We start from the raw sequence: 13,545 nt of genomic DNA on the forward strand, positions 1-13,545 counted from the left end.
ATCACCAACCAACGCTCGCACCACACGGGGTACTGGACGGCTGCCTGCCGTCGTGGGGTCCTCGGCGAGCGGGAAGGAAGTCATGCACCATCGCATTCGACCCATCCGATCGGCCGCGGTCGCACTCTCGACCGTGGCGCTGGGCGCCGGCGTGCTCGCCGCGCCGCCCGCGTCCGCGGAGCCGACGCCCGCCCTGCGCGCCGCCAAGGCGGCGGGCGGCACCGACAGCACGCCGTCGACGATCGCCGCGGAGTGGATCGCCGGTGAGCTCAGCAACGGCCTGATGATGGGCAAGTCCGCACCGGACTTCGGCCTGACCATCGACACCGGGATGTCGCTCTCCACCGTCGCCAGCCAGGGCGGGACGGTCACGGCGATCAACAACTCCCTCGAGCCGCGCATCGCCGAGTACGTCGGTGACGGCACCAAGGAGAGCTACGCCGGCCCGCTCGCCAAGGCCGCGACCTTCGCCCGCGTCGCCAAGAAGAACCCGACCAGCTACGGCGGGATCAACCTGATCGCCCGCCTCGAGGAGCGCACGGCCAACGTCCCGGCCGACCCCGCGGCACAGCCGCAGGCGGCAGCCATCGCCGGCCGGGTGTTCGACAAGTCCGAGTTCGGCAACCACGCCAACGTGATCGGCCAGTCGTACGCCGTGCGTGCGCTGACGCTCGCGGGCTCCGCCGAGGCGGGTGCGGCGCGCGACTTCCTGCTCAAGCAGCAGTGCGCCTCCGGCTACTTCCGCGGCGGCTTCGACAACGCCGACGTGCCCAGCCAGGCGTGCGCCGAGGGTGCCGCCGGGAGCCAGGCCGACCCGGACGCCACCGCGATCGCCGTGATCAACCTGATCGAGTCGGGCGACAAGAGCGCCGCGGTCACCGGCGCCCTGGCCAAGGCCGGCACCTGGCTGGCCGCGCGCCAGCGCGGCAGCGGTGCCATCCGCGCCGCCGCCCCGGTGAGCAAGATCAACACCAACACCACGGCCATCGGCGGCTACGCCCTCGGCCTGCTCCAGAACCGCGACGCGTCCCAGAAGGCGGCGCTGTGGGTCCGCAAGAACCAGCCGGTCGACAAGTACAAGTGCCGCACGGCGCTGACCAAGGACACCGGTGCCGTCGCCTATCGCAAGGACCGGACGAAGGGCGCCGCGGTCACCGGCATCCCGGCCGACGCCCGTGACGAGTGGCGACGTGCCACCGCCCAGGCGATCCTCGGCCTGCAGTTCGCCCCGGCGAGCAAGGACAAGCTGAAGATCGTGTCCGTGCGCAAGGAGGCCCGCGCCGGCCAGCGCGTGCAGTTCCGGGTCTACGGCCTGGCTCCGAGCGAGAGCGCCTGCCTGCAGGTCAAGGGTGACTTCCTGCGCCTGACGGGCAAGAAGTCCGGCGAGAAGATCGTGCGCAAGCTGCAGCTGCCCGCGGGCAACCAGCGCCGGGTCGCCCTCGTGAAGACCTCGGACGACGACGCTCGTACGTCGCTCCGGGTCCGCAACTGACCCACCCGCACCACCCGCTCCACCCGGCTTCGGCCTGCTTCGGCCCGGCGTCCCGAGACGCCGGGCCGAAGTGCGTCCCGGACGGGGGCGGGGTTACGCTTCGCACGCCGCACCCACCCGGGTCGGCACCACACACGCCCGAGCTGGGGAAAGCCGGTCCGATTCCGGCGCTGACCCGCAACCGTGGGCACGGGAGCGATCCCGTGCGAGCCGGAACACCTGCCTCGACGCGTCTTGATCACCATCGCTGTCGAGGAATGCAGCGGGTCGACGGTCCCACCGGCGCCCTCGCTGTCGCAGTGAGGGAAGGGACCATGAAGATCCTCTCCGGACTGGCCGCCGTCGCCCTGGCCGCCACCACCTTCGCCCCCGCGCTCACCCAGCCGGCGTACGCCGCTCCGCTTCCGGCCAGCCCGACCGCCCAGCGCGCCGTCGACGCGGGCGCGACGTGGCTGACCGGCCAGCTCACCGGCGGGGTGGTGCACAACGACGAGTACGACTTCGACGACCTCGGGCTGTCCGCGGACGTCGCGTTCGCGCTGAAGGCGGTCGGCAAGGACGCTGCCGCCGCCGGCATCACCGACGCGGTCGAGCCGCTGTCGGAGTCCTGGGCCACAGGGGCTCCGTGGACCCCCAGCCGGGTGTACGCCGGCAGCGCCGCCAAGCTGGTCAGCCTCGCCCAGGCGACCGGCAAGGACGCCACCGACTTCAACGGCATCGACCAGGTCGCCCGCCTCGAGGACCTCGTCTCGTCCTCCGCCCCGCTCACCGGCCGCCTCGAGGACGCCGGCGTGAACCCGAGCGACCCCTACGACGCCGACTTCGTCAACGTCATTGGCCAGTCGTTCGCCGCGCGGGCGCTGACCACGGCCGGCTCGTCGCGCGCGGCCGACGCGACGGCGTTCCTGCTCGACCAGCAGTGCGACGACGGCTTCTTCCGTGCCCAGCTCAACGGCGACAAGGCCGACACCGAGCAGGGCTGCACGAGCGCCGACACCGGCAGCGTCGACACGACTGCCCTGACGGTCATCAACCTCCTCGACACCCCGGGCGCCACCAAGGCCTCCCGCGGCGCGGCCGCCCTCGCGGCCGACTGGCTCAAGGGCCAGCAGGCCGCCGACGGCTCGTTCAGCGCCGGTGCGACCGAGGGCTACAACGCCAACACCACCGGCCTGGCCGGCTGGGCGCTGTCCCGCGCCGGCGAGACGTCCGCGGCCGCCAAGGCCGCCACCTGGCTGCGGGCCGTGCAGGTCGCCGACCTCGCCCCGTGCGCGACGAAGCTCGCCGCCGACAACGGTGGCGTGGCCTACAAGCCGAGCATCCTGACGGCCGCCCGGACGTCCGGCATCACCGTGGGCGCCCGCGACCAGTACCGCCGGACCACCGCCCAGGCCCTCCCGGCCCTGGCGAGCGCGCCCGCCGCGACCGGGACCCTGGGGCTCTCCGCCCCGGCCACCGCGGTGGAGAAGAGCACCGTCACCGTCACCGTGACCGGCCTCGGCCAGGGTGAGGCGGCGTGCGTCAGCCTCGGCACCGTGGCGAAGCCCGTCACGGGCACCGGCGGCGCGGTCCCGGTGACCTTCGACCTCCCGGCCGGCGCGGCCACCCACGCCTTCAAGCTGGCCACCCTCGGTGGGTCCGCGGCCGCGAGCACGCTCGCCACCGCCACGCCGGTCGTGCCGCCGACCGTCGGGAAGCTCAGCGCCGCCAAGGTCGAGAAGGTGCGGAAGAACCGCTTCTCGCTCGACGTCGACTGCGTCTCGACCGTGGCCTGCGCGGGCACCCTCACCGTCCGCACCGCTGGCAAGGTCACGGTCCCCGGGATGGTCCACAAGAAGCTCGTGACCGTCTCCGAGCGCACCTACCGCGTCGCCCCCGGCGGCGAGAAGCGCCTGGTCCTCAAGCTGACGAAGACCGCGCGTGCACTCGTGGCCAAGGGTCCGCTGAAGGTCCGCGCGGTCCAGAAGGCCAAGGGCGCGCAGCGCTCGGTCACGACGTTCCGGCTCAAGGCCGCCAAGGGCTGATCACTCGATGAGCTCCTCCTGGATGCGGTCCCTCGCCCGCGCGCTGGCACTCGCCGTTGTGGGCGGGGGATCGGTCCTGCTCGCACCGACGGCGTACGTCGCTGCGGCCGGTGCCGCCACCTGCACCACGTCGGGCGGCGTGAGCGTCGTCGTCGACTACCGCGAGCTCGGCGGCAGCACCGTCACGGCGTGCGCCCCGGACGGCGGCGGCAAGAGCGCAGCCGCGGTCTTCGCCTCGGTCGGGGTGGACATCAGCTACGCCACCCGGTCGCCGGGCTTCGTCTGCCGGGTCAACGGCGTACCTGCCAGCGACCCGTGCGTGAACGCCTCGCCCGCCAACGCCTACTGGGGCCTGTGGTGGTCCGACGGCACGACCGGGTCGTGGACCTACGCCTCCGCCGGCGTCGGCGGCCAGACCGTCCCCGCCGGCGGGTCCGTGGGCTGGTCGTGGCAGCAGGACCGCCCCAGCGGCTCGACGGTCCCGCCGTCCGTGGCCCCGCCGGTCGCGCCGCCCAGCCCGACGCAGTCACCGACCACCTCGTCGCCGACCTCGTCGCCGACGGCCACGCCGACCTCGGGATCCGGTGGCGGCGGCGGCCAGGGTGGCAGCGGTAGCACGGGCGGCGGCAAGGGCGGCGGCAAGGGCAGCGGCAGCTCGCCGTCGGCCACGCCGTCACCGACGAAGTCCGGCTCGCCCTCGCCTTCCCCGTCGACCTCGCCCAGCAGCCCCTCCGAGTCGCCCCTTGACGCTGAGTCTCCCAGCGACTCAGCGTCGAGCACGCCGTCCGAGGACCCGACCGTGGGCGTTGAGTCTCCCAGCGACTCAACGTCCAGCGACCCCTCCGAGGACACGTCCGTGGGCGTTGAGTCTCCCAGCGACTCAACGCCCAGTGCGTCGTCCGAGGCCGGGGAGCCCGCCGCCGGCGAGCCGACCCGGATCCCCGCGGCGGTCACCTGGAGCGTCGTCGGCCTGCTCGCCGTCGCGATCGTGGCCAGTGCACTGGTCGCTCGGCGTCGACGGGGGTCCGGCACGCCGTGACCGGTTCGGCGCCGTCCCTGTGGGGACTGCCGCGTGACCTGCACCCGATCGCCTGGTGGACCTGGGCGGTCGGGCTCGCCACCGCAGCCTCGCTGACCACCAACCCTCTGCTGCTGCTCCTCGTCATGGGGTCGGCCACGGTGGTGGTGATGGCGCGACGCTCCGGTCACCCGTTCGGGCGCTCGTTCCGGCTGTACGCCCTGCTCGCCGCCGTCACGGTCGTCGCGCGCGTCGTCTTCCGGATCCTCTTCGGCGGCCAGGAGGTCGGGCACGTGCTGCTCGACCTCCCCGAGGTTCCGCTCCCGGACTGGGCGGCCGGCATCCGGCTGCTCGGACCGATCACCAGCGAGGCGCTCCTCGCCGGGCTCTACGACGGGCTACGGCTCGCCGCGATCATCCTCTGCGTCGGCGCCGCCAACTCGCTCGCCAACCCCAAGCGCCTGCTCGCCTCGGTGCCGCCGGCGTTGTACGAGATCGGCACCGCGATGGTCGTGGCGGTCACGATCTTCCCGCAGCTCGCCGACAGCGCCCGCCGGGTCCGGGCGGCCCAGGCGCTGCGCGGCGGTACGACGACGGGTGTGGGACGGCTGCGCCGCTTCCTCGTCCCGGTGCTCGAGGACGCGCTCGAGCGGTCGCTCGCCCTCGCCGCCGGCATGGACACCCGCGGGTACGGCCGCTCCGGTGGCGCGACGGCACGCGAGCGCTGGACGACCGGCTCCCTGCTGCTCCTCGCCCTGACCGGCATCTGCGTCGGCACCTATGCCTGGCTCGACCCGACCGCGCCCCGGGTGCTGGCCCTGCCGATGCTCGCCGCGGGGGTGGTCGCCGCGGTCGTCGGCCTGGTCAGCGCCGGCCGCCGCGTCCAGCGCACCCGCTACCGACCCGACGCGTGGCGCTCGCCCGAGCTCGTCACCGTCGGCATCGGACTCGCGGTCGCGGTCCTCGGCTGGTGGTTCGCCCGCAGCCAGGTGGCCGTCGCCTACCCCGGCGTGGACGTGACGCCGTACCTCTCCCCGCTTGCGCTGCTCGTCGGCCTGCTCGGCCTGGTCCCGGCCGTCACCACGCCGCTGCCGTCCACCGCACTCGCGCAGGAGGCGGCGGCATGATCGAGCTGCGCGGGATCGGTTTCCGCTACGACCGCCACGAGGTGCTGCGCGACGTCGACCTGACGCTCGAGGAGGGCGAGCTCGTGCTCGTCTCCGGACGCACGGGCGTCGGCAAGTCCACGCTGCTCGGCGTGGTGACCGGCCTCGTGCCGCGCTTCACCGGCGGCGTCCTCACCGGCGACGTCCTCCTCGACGGCACCAGCATCGTCGAGCAGCCGCCACGGGAGCGTGCCCACCTCGTCGGCTACGTCGGCCAGGACCCGCTCGCGGGCTTCGTGGCCGACACCGTCGAGGAGGAGCTCGCCTACGGGATGGAGCAGCTCGGGACCGCCCCCGAGACGATGCGCCGCCGGGTGGAGGAGACCCTCGACCTGCTCGGCATCGCCGACCTCCGGGCGCGAGACCTCCGCACGCTGTCCGGCGGCCAGCAGCAGCGCGTCGCCATCGGCTCCGTGCTCACCACGCACCCGCGCGTCCTCGTCCTCGACGAGCCGACCTCCGCGCTCGACCCGACCGCCGCGGAGGACGTGCTCGCCACCATCACCCGCCTCGTCCACGACCTCGGCCTGACGGTGCTGCTCGCCGAGCACCGGCTGGAGCGGGTGGTGCCGTTCGCGGACCGGATCTGCCTGGTCACCGGCGACGGCGGGATCCGGGTCGACCGCCCGCAGGTCGTCCTCGCTGACTCGCCGGTCGCCCCGCCGCTGGTCGAGCTCGGCCGCCTCGCCGGGTGGGAGCCGCTGCCGCTGACGGTGCGCGATGCCCGGCGCCACGCCCGCTCGCTCCCCGCGCTGCCCGCGCCGCAGCCGTCGCCGGAGGCCGTCAGTGATCCCGTCCTCGCCGGGCGGGGGATCACCGTCGTCCACGGCTCCACGGTGGCCGTCCGCGAGGTCGACCTCACCCTCTCCGCGGGGTGTGTGACCGTGCTGATGGGCCGCAACGGCTCAGGGAAGTCGAGCCTGATCTGGGCGCTGCAGGGATCGGGGAAGCGCCGCTCCGGCACGTTGAACATCGCCGGCGACGACCCGGCGTCGCTGTCCGCGGCGCAACGACGTACGCACGTCGGGCTGGTGCCGCAGACGGCCGCCGACCTGCTCTACCTCGAGACGGTCGCCGACGAGTGCGCGGCCGCCGACGGCGGCACCGACGCCGAGCCGGGCACCTGCCGGGGACTGCTCGACCGGCTCGCCCCGAGCATCGACGGCGACAGCCACCCGCGCGACCTCTCGGAGGGACAGCGGCTCGCCCTCGCGCTGGCGATCGTGCTGACCGCCCGGCCCCCGGTGGTCCTCCTTGACGAGCCGACCCGCGGCCTCGACTACGCCGGCAAGGCCGAGCTGGCCCGGATCGTGTCCGACCTCGCCGCCGACGGACGGGCCGTCCTCCTGGCCACGCACGACGTCGAGTTCGCCGCCCACGTCGCCGACGAGGTCGTGGTGATGGCCGAGGGGGAGGTCGTCTCCAGCGGCCCGCCGCGCCGGGTGCTCGCCGAGTCGCCGTCGTTCGCCCCGCAGGTCACCAAGGTCCTCGGGCCGCCGTGGCTCGTGGTCGAGGAAGTGGCCGCGGCGCTGCGCGAGAGCGGCCGATGAGCAGCCCCGTCGCGCTCCCGATCGGCCGGCGTACCGCCGTGGTCCTGGCGCTCGCCTCCGTGGCCGGGTTGATGATGCTGTGCTGGCCGCTGCTGCTCGACGCCCAGCCGGGGCAGCGCGTCGAGCCGCCGTTCGTGTTCCTCGCGCTCCTGCCGCTGGTCATGGTCGTGGTGCTCGCCGAGATGGGGGAGGGCGGCATGGACTCGCGCGTCCTCGCGGTCCTCGGCGTGCTGTCGGCGATCAACGCGGTGCTGCGCGGCCTCGGTGCCGGCACGGCCGGCATCGAGCTGGTGTTCTTCCTGCTGGTGCTGGGCGGGCGCGTGTTCGGGGCCGGATTCGGCTTCGCCCTGGGCTGTACGTCGCTCTTCGCCTCGGCCCTGCTCACGGCAGGGGTCGGCCCGTGGCTGCCGTTCCAGATGATCTGCTCGGCGTGGGTCGGGATGGGGGCCGGGCTCCTGCCGCGCCGCGTCGGTGGGCGGGTCGAGATCGCGATGCTCGCCGGCTACGCGGTGGTGGCGTCCTACCTCTACGGGCTCCTGATGAACCTCAGCTCCTGGCCCTTCACCCTCGGCATCGCGGTGCCCGGGCACGAGGGCTCGCTGGCCTACGTCGCCGGCGCCCCGGTCCTGGAGAACGCCCACCGGTTCCTCGTCTACTCGCTGCTCACCTCGACTGGTGGGTGGGACACCGGCCGGGCCATCACGACGGCCGTTGCCGTCGTCGTGCTCGGCCCGGCGATCCTGACCACGCTGCGCCGCGCGGCACGGCGCGCCGTCGTCAGGGCTGGATGACGATGATCCGGTCGTCGGTCGGGGTCGGCTCGCCGCGTCCGTCCCGGTTGGAGGTGGTGACCCAGATCGTGCCGTCGGGCGCGGCGGCCACGGTGCGCAGGCGGCCGTAGTCCTCGGTGAAGAACGCCGTGGGGTTCGACGCCTTGCCGCTAGCAGACACGTCGATCCGCCACAGCCGCTGGCCGCGCAGACCGGCCATCCACAGGTGGCCGTCGGCCCACGCGAGCCCGCTGGGGGAGGCCTCCTCGACCGGCCAGACGAGCTGCGGGTCGACGAAGTCCTCGCCGCCGCTCCGGCCCTCGAAGCGCGGCCAGCCGTAGTTGCCGCCCTTCTCGATGAGGTTGAGCTCGTCCCAGGAGGAATCGCCGAACTCCGAGGCCCACAACCGGCCCTCGTCGTCCCACGCCAGGCCCTGCACGTTGCGGTGGCCCAGCGACCACACGGGGGAGCCGGGGTCCGGGTTGCCGGGCGCGGGCTCGCCGTCGGCCGTGATCCGCAGGATCTTCCCGGCGAGGCTGGCGGGGTCCTGCGCCAGGTCGGGGTTCCCGGTCTCGCCGGTGGTGACGTACAGGTAGCCGTCCGGGCCGAAGGCCAGCCGCCCGCCGTCGTGGATGAACCCGCGCGGGATGCCGTCCAGGACGAGGGTCGGCTCGCCGAGCGCGTCGCCGTCGAGCTCGGCGCTGACGACCCGGTTGTCGCTATCGGTGGTGAGGTAGAAGTACAGCGTCCGGTCGCTGTCGAAGTCCGGCGACACCGCGACGCCGAGCAGTCCGGCCTCGCCCTCGGGCACCGCGCCCGACAGGGCGCCGAGCCGGGTCAGCGTGCCGTCGGCGGTGACCCTCAGGACCCGGCCCGAGATCCGCTCGGTGACGACCGCGTCCCCGTCGGGCAGGAAGCCCACGCCCCACGGGACCTCGAGCAGGTCCGCGATCGTGCCCCCTGCCTTCGGTGCGGCGTTGCCGCCTCCGTTGCCGCCACCGTCCTCGGTCTGGCTCGGCGTGGGCTGGCTGGGCAGGTCGGTGGGCTGGGTCGTGCGCGGGATCGGGTCCTCCGTGTCGCTCGAGCACCCGGCCGCTGCCCCCAGCGCCAGCGCCAGCGAACCGATGGCGAGTCGTGACCTCATGTGGCCCCCTTTCACGTGGCCAGTGTGCCCGGCGCCGCCGAATGCTCCGAGGGATGCTCGCCGGGCGCCGACCCCGACCGGGTCGCGCCGATGGAGGCGGCGACGACGCACGCGACCGCCAACCACTGGACCGGTGCGAGGGTCTCGTGCAGGACGACGATCGCCGCCAGCGCCGCGGCTGCCGGCTCGAGGCTCATCAGGATCCCGAAGACCGCCGGGCGCAGGCTGCGGAGCGCGACGAGCTCGCAGCTGTAGGGGATCACCGAGCTGAGCAGCCCGACGAGGGCGCCGATGAGCAGGATCCGCCCGTCCCAGAGGCTCGACCCGGCGCTGAGCAGCGCCGGCAGCGTCATCCCCGCCGCGGCGACCAGGCTGGCGACCGCCAGGCCGTCGAACCCCGGCCAGCGACGTCCAGTGCTCGCGCTGAGCAGGATGTACGCCGCCCACGCCGCGCCGGCGAGGAGGGCGTACACGACGCCCAGGACGTCGAGGTCGCTCCGCTCGAAGCCGAGCAGCACCACCCCCAGCCCGGCGAGCAGCACCCAGACCAGGTCGCGGGCGTGCCGTGACCCGAGCACGGCGAGCGTCAGCGGCCCGATGAACTCGATCGTGACGGCGATGCCGAGCGGGATGCGCGAGAAGGACTGGTAGATCGCCCAGTTCATGGTGGCCAGGCTCAGGCCGAACCCGACGACGACGAGCCAGTCCCGGCGGGAGTGGCCGGCGAACCGCGGCCGGGCGACCGCGGCGAGGACGAGCGCGCTGGTGACGAGCCGGAGCCAGACCATCGCCGTCGGCGAGATCTCGCCGAAGAGGCCCTTCGCGATCGCAGCGCCGAGCTGCACCGAGAGGATCCCGACGAGGACCAGGCCGACCGGCCCGAGCAGGGAGCGGCTCGGTCGTTCGGTCACGCGGCCAGCCTATTCAGTGGCGGCCCGGGTGCCGTCGCCGGTCTCACCGAGGCTGGCCAGCGCACGATGGGCGTGCCGGGCCTCGGCGGCGAAGTAGTCCAGGCCCCAGTCCGCGACCAGCGAGGGAAACCGGAACGGCTCACCCGGCCGGTCCGCACCGCGGAGCGCCTCACGCACCTCGGCGAGGTCGTGCAGGGCCGTGTCGAGCTCGCCGAGGTAGTCGTGCAGCATCTGCCGCGTGTGGTCGGGCTCGGTCGCGTGACCGATGAGCAGCCGGAGGAGCACCGTGTGCTTGAGCACCGGGAACCCGGCCGGCGTGCCGTCCAGCCACGCGCGCAGGGCGTCCTGCCCGTCCGCCGTGATGGCGTACGACGTCACCTCGCGCCCGCCCTCCTGCCGGGCGTCGGCCCGCACCAGGCCGTGGTCGGTGAGCCGGCGGAGCTCGGTGTAGATCTGGCTCATCGCGGGGGAGACCCAGTAGAAGCGCAGCGTGATGTCGGCGCGCTGCTTGATCTCGTACCCCGTCAGCTCGTCGCCGAAGGTGAGGAGGCCGAGGATCGCGTAACCGGTCACCGGGATGTCTTGACTCATCTCGTCCCGAGAGTAGTGTTCCTAATCGGAATAGTCACGGAACGGGGAGGCTCGATGTCGCGCACGCTGCTCATGGTCGGAACTCGCAAGGGCATGTGGCTGGGGACCTCCGACGAGGCCCGGACCTCCTGGGAGTGGACGGGCCCGCACTTCCCGATGGAGGAGGTCTACTCCGTCATGATCGACAACCGCGGCGCGTCGCCGCGGCTGCTCGCAGGCGCCTCGTCGAGCTGGCTCGGGCCGCAGGTGTGGCGCTCCGACGACCTCGGCGCGACCTGGGACGAGACACCCAACGGTGCGGCTCGGTTCCCGGAGGACACCGGGGCGACCCTCGCCCGCGTCTGGCAGCTCCAGCCGGGCTTCGAGGACGACGTGGTGTGGGCGGGCACCGAGCCGGGAGCCGTCTTCCGCTCGACCGACCGCGGGGAGACCTTCTCGCTGGTGCGCGGGCTCTGGGACCACCCCCACCGGCCCGAGTGGAACGAGGGCTTCGGCGGTCAGGCCTTCCACACGATCCTGCCCGACCCGCGCGACGGCGAGCACGTCCTGGCCGCCCTCTCGACCGGTGGTGTGTACGCCACCGCCGACGGGGGTGAGTCGTGGAAGCCGTCCAACACCGGCGTGAAGGCAGAGTTCTTCCCGGGCGAGCGCAACTACCCAGAGTTCGGCCAGTGCGTGCACAAGGTCGCCCGCGACTCGGCCGACCCCGACCGGCTCTACCTGCAGAACCACGGCGGCGTCTACCGCTCCGACGACGGTGGCGCCAGCTGGCAGGACATCGCTCCGGGGCTGCCCACCGAGTTCGGCTTCGCGATGGTCGCCCACCCGCACCGCGCCGACACGGCGTACAACTTCCCGATCACCGGCGCCGAGGCCCGGTGGCCCGTCGACGGCAAGGCGCGGGTCTACCGGACGACCGACGCCGGGTCGTCGTGGGAGCCGCTCGGCGAGGGCGCGCTCCCCGACGGCTACTTCACGGCCGTGATGCGCGACGCGATGTGCGTCGACGACCACGAGCAGGTCGGGTTGTACTTCGGCGGCCGCAACGGCGGCGTGTGGGCCTCGCCCGACGAGGGCGGGTCGTGGCAGGAGATCCACAAGGACCTGCCCGACGTGCTCGTCGTACGTGCCGCGAAGATCTCCTGACACCGGCCCACCTGGGTCTACCCTCAGCGCCATGGCCGACTTCTCGCTCTCCCGCAGCACCCGCATCCAGGCGGAGCCCAGCCGCGTCCACGCCCTCCTCGACGACTTCCGCGAGTGGCAGAAGTGGTCCCCGTGGGAGGGCCTGGACCCGGACCTGAGCCGCGAGTACACCGGCCCCGACCACGGGGTCGGCTCGACGTACCACTGGGCCGGCAACAAGAAGGCCGGCGAGGGCGAGATGCAGATCAAGGAGTCCACCCCGACGTCGGTCGTGGTCGACCTCCAGTTCCTCAAGCCCTTCAAGGCCACCAACGTGACGAGCTTCCGCCTCGTGCCGTCCGGCGACGCGACCGACGTGACGTGGACGATGACCGGTCAGCGCAGCGCGATCATGTCGGTGATGGGCAAGCTGTTCTTCGACAAGGCCATCGGCAAGGACTTCGAGAAGGGCCTCGCGTCCCTCAAGCAGGAGGCCGAGCGGGTCTGACCCGACCCCGCCCGCCGCCCTGTGTGCGTTGAGTCTCCAGGAGACTCAAGGCCGCCGCGCGCCCGGCATGCGCGTCGAGTCCCTCAGAGACTCAACGCGCAGGGGGTCGAGGGACGTACGGCGGCGAGGGCGGCCGGCGCCGACCAGGCCACGAAGCGTCCACAGGACGCAGGCTCCGAGCGTGGCGCGCATGGCGTGTGGAGGAGCAGTCCGCGGTTGTCGGGGGCCGCCTCTGGGATGGCAGGACGACGTTCCGTCCGACCGGAGGAGACAAGCATGACCAGCACCGACCCGCACCAGATCCCCGTCCACCTCCTGACGGAGGAGGAGATCGAGTGGATGGCCATGGGGCCCTTCGACGGCGGAATACCAGGGCTCGTACGCCGCATCAGGCGGATCCTCGAGGTGTCGCAGCGCGGGCTGGCGGAGATCCTCGGGGTGTCGCAGTCGGTCGTGGCGAGGTGGGAGACCGAGCGGACGAGCCCACGGGCCAGCGTGCTGCGCCACCTGCTGTGGCTGGCTGGCCTGCGCACCAGCTTCCACGACGAGGAGACAGGGGAGGAGGTGGGTCCGATGCGTGACGACGGCGCGCGGCAGCACGGTGGCAGCCGCTACCCGGCACACGGCGACCTCACGGTGCGGGGGTGGTGGGTGCCGCGCCACCTCCGGAGCACTTCGATCGACTACTACCGCGCGATCGACCGTTCGCGGAAGCAGCGGGACCCCGGGATCCGGTGCACGTACGACCCGCACTGGCGAGCGGTCTTCCGGGCGGTGTGGGGCACCCCCGACGACCACCCGTCCGTGTGGCAGCTCGCCGCGGAGGCCGAGCACCTCGACGAGGTCCGGGAGCAGCGGAGACGAGGCGCGACGCTCGCCTGAGGCCGCACGGACCGCGGTCCGGATGAGACGGCGCGCGGCCTGCAGGGGAGGGCGCACTAGCCTGACGGCATGACCCACAGAGCCGACGCACCCGACCTGAAGCCCCGGAGCCGCGCCGTCACCGACGGCCTCGAGGCGACCGCTGCGCGAGGGATGCTCCGGGCCGTGGGCATGGGTGACGACGACTGGGAGAAGCCCCAGATCGGCGTCGCGTCGAGCTGGAACGAGATCACGCCGTGCAACCTCAGCCTCGACCGGCTCGCGAAGGCCGTGAAGAGCGGCGTGCACGCCGGCGGCGGGTACCCCCTGGAGTTCGGCACCATCTCCGTCTCCGACGGCATCTCCATGGGCCACGAGGGCATGC

The 13,545-nt window shown here is 73.3% G+C and carries 13 protein-coding genes and 1 riboswitch; of the genes, 10 read left to right on the plus strand and 3 right to left on the minus strand.

Features of this window, described 5'->3' with window-relative positions; genetic code table 11:
* Positions 1-82: 82 nt before the first annotated feature.
* The 6 genes from ACE3QY_RS12780 (at position 83) to ACE3QY_RS12805 (ending at position 8,041) form a co-directional block, all read left to right on the plus strand.
* Entirely contained in the window at positions 83-1,492 is a 1,410-nt protein-coding gene (locus ACE3QY_RS12780) for a prenyltransferase/squalene oxidase repeat-containing protein (protein WP_374456401.1), read from the plus strand.
* 102 nt (positions 1,493-1,594) lie between these two features.
* Positions 1,595-1,734: riboswitch (cobalamin riboswitch) on the plus strand.
* Between the two features lie 72 nt (positions 1,735-1,806).
* Positions 1,807-3,516 (plus strand): hypothetical protein, encoded by a 1,710-nt coding sequence (locus ACE3QY_RS12785; RefSeq protein WP_374456402.1) that lies wholly within the window; start codon positions 1,807-1,809, stop codon positions 3,514-3,516.
* Positions 3,517-3,523: 7 nt separating this feature from the next.
* The gene (locus ACE3QY_RS12790; protein ID WP_374456403.1) at positions 3,524-4,555 is read left to right on the plus strand and encodes a hypothetical protein; all 1,032 of its coding nucleotides are present in this window, start codon (positions 3,524-3,526) and stop codon (positions 4,553-4,555) included.
* The gene (locus ACE3QY_RS12795; protein ID WP_374456404.1) at positions 4,552-5,661 is read left to right on the plus strand and encodes an energy-coupling factor transporter transmembrane component T; all 1,110 of its coding nucleotides are present in this window, start codon (positions 4,552-4,554) and stop codon (positions 5,659-5,661) included. Before ACE3QY_RS12790 ends, ACE3QY_RS12795 begins: the two co-directional genes overlap by 4 nt.
* Positions 5,658-7,250 carry an ABC transporter ATP-binding protein gene (locus tag ACE3QY_RS12800; RefSeq protein WP_374456405.1) on the plus strand — a complete coding sequence of 531 codons (1,593 nt, stop codon included), beginning with the start codon at positions 5,658-5,660 and terminating at the stop codon, positions 7,248-7,250. Before ACE3QY_RS12795 ends, ACE3QY_RS12800 begins: the two co-directional genes overlap by 4 nt.
* Positions 7,247-8,041, plus strand: coding sequence for an ECF transporter S component (locus ACE3QY_RS12805; RefSeq protein WP_374456406.1), 795 nt, complete (start codon positions 7,247-7,249; stop codon positions 8,039-8,041). Before ACE3QY_RS12800 ends, ACE3QY_RS12805 begins: the two co-directional genes overlap by 4 nt.
* Here ACE3QY_RS12805 and ACE3QY_RS12810 read toward each other — a convergent pair.
* From ACE3QY_RS12810 to ACE3QY_RS12820, 3 genes are read right to left on the minus strand one after another with little or no spacing between them, the layout of a single operon-like run.
* Positions 8,028-9,164, minus strand: a complete 1,137-nt coding sequence (locus ACE3QY_RS12810) for a sorbosone dehydrogenase family protein (RefSeq protein WP_374456407.1) — start codon at positions 9,162-9,164, stop codon at positions 8,028-8,030. The two genes, ACE3QY_RS12805 and ACE3QY_RS12810, sit on opposite strands and share 14 nt — an antisense overlap.
* A gap of 11 nt (positions 9,165-9,175) precedes the next feature.
* A complete protein-coding gene (locus tag ACE3QY_RS12815) occupies positions 9,176-10,075 on the minus strand; it encodes a DMT family transporter (RefSeq protein WP_374456408.1) in 900 nt (299 codons plus the stop codon).
* Positions 10,076-10,084: 9 nt separating this feature from the next.
* Complete coding sequence (locus tag ACE3QY_RS12820) at positions 10,085-10,666, minus strand: PadR family transcriptional regulator (protein ID WP_374456409.1); 582 nt, start codon at positions 10,664-10,666, stop codon at positions 10,085-10,087.
* A gap of 54 nt (positions 10,667-10,720) precedes the next feature.
* Between ACE3QY_RS12820 and ACE3QY_RS12825 the strand changes: the two genes are divergently transcribed.
* From ACE3QY_RS12825 to ACE3QY_RS12840, 4 genes are all read left to right on the plus strand, one after another.
* Positions 10,721-11,812: a WD40/YVTN/BNR-like repeat-containing protein gene (locus ACE3QY_RS12825; RefSeq protein ID WP_374456410.1), complete on the plus strand. Its 1,092-nt coding sequence runs from the start codon at positions 10,721-10,723 to the stop codon at positions 11,810-11,812.
* A 31-nt stretch (positions 11,813-11,843) separates the two neighbouring features.
* A complete protein-coding gene (locus ACE3QY_RS12830; RefSeq protein WP_374456411.1) occupies positions 11,844-12,299 on the plus strand; it encodes an SRPBCC family protein in 456 nt (151 codons plus the stop codon).
* A 276-nt stretch (positions 12,300-12,575) separates the two neighbouring features.
* Positions 12,576-13,181 carry a helix-turn-helix domain-containing protein gene (locus tag ACE3QY_RS12835; RefSeq protein ID WP_374456412.1) on the plus strand — a complete coding sequence of 202 codons (606 nt, stop codon included), beginning with the start codon at positions 12,576-12,578 and terminating at the stop codon, positions 13,179-13,181.
* Between the two features lie 69 nt (positions 13,182-13,250).
* The coding region (locus tag ACE3QY_RS12840) for a dihydroxy-acid dehydratase (RefSeq protein ID WP_374456413.1) at positions 13,251-13,545 on the plus strand (295 nt) is incomplete at its 3' end.

The organism is Nocardioides sp. (genome assembly GCF_041913365.1).
Taxonomy (GTDB): Bacteria; Actinomycetota; Actinomycetes; order Propionibacteriales; family Nocardioidaceae; genus Nocardioides.

Bases quoted from the DNA above. Each gene is read 5' to 3' on its own strand.
- ACE3QY_RS12780 (WP_374456401.1), top strand. From the start codon at position 83: ATGCACCATCGCATTCGACCCATCCGATCGGCCGCGGTCGCACTCTCG.
- ACE3QY_RS12785 (WP_374456402.1), top strand. From the start codon at position 1,807: ATGAAGATCCTCTCCGGACTGGCCGCCGTCGCCCTGGCCGCCACCACC.
- ACE3QY_RS12790 (WP_374456403.1), top strand. From the start codon at position 3,524: ATGAGCTCCTCCTGGATGCGGTCCCTCGCCCGCGCGCTGGCACTCGCC.
- ACE3QY_RS12800 (WP_374456405.1), top strand. From the start codon at position 5,658: ATGATCGAGCTGCGCGGGATCGGTTTCCGCTACGACCGCCACGAGGTG.
- ACE3QY_RS12805 (WP_374456406.1), top strand. From the start codon at position 7,247: ATGAGCAGCCCCGTCGCGCTCCCGATCGGCCGGCGTACCGCCGTGGTC.
- ACE3QY_RS12810 (WP_374456407.1), bottom strand. From the start codon at position 9,164: ATGAGGTCACGACTCGCCATCGGTTCGCTGGCGCTGGCGCTGGGGGCA.
- ACE3QY_RS12820 (WP_374456409.1), bottom strand. From the start codon at position 10,666: ATGAGTCAAGACATCCCGGTGACCGGTTACGCGATCCTCGGCCTCCTC.
- ACE3QY_RS12825 (WP_374456410.1), top strand. From the start codon at position 10,721: ATGTCGCGCACGCTGCTCATGGTCGGAACTCGCAAGGGCATGTGGCTG.
- ACE3QY_RS12830 (WP_374456411.1), top strand. From the start codon at position 11,844: ATGGCCGACTTCTCGCTCTCCCGCAGCACCCGCATCCAGGCGGAGCCC.
- ACE3QY_RS12835 (WP_374456412.1), top strand. From the start codon at position 12,576: ATGACCAGCACCGACCCGCACCAGATCCCCGTCCACCTCCTGACGGAG.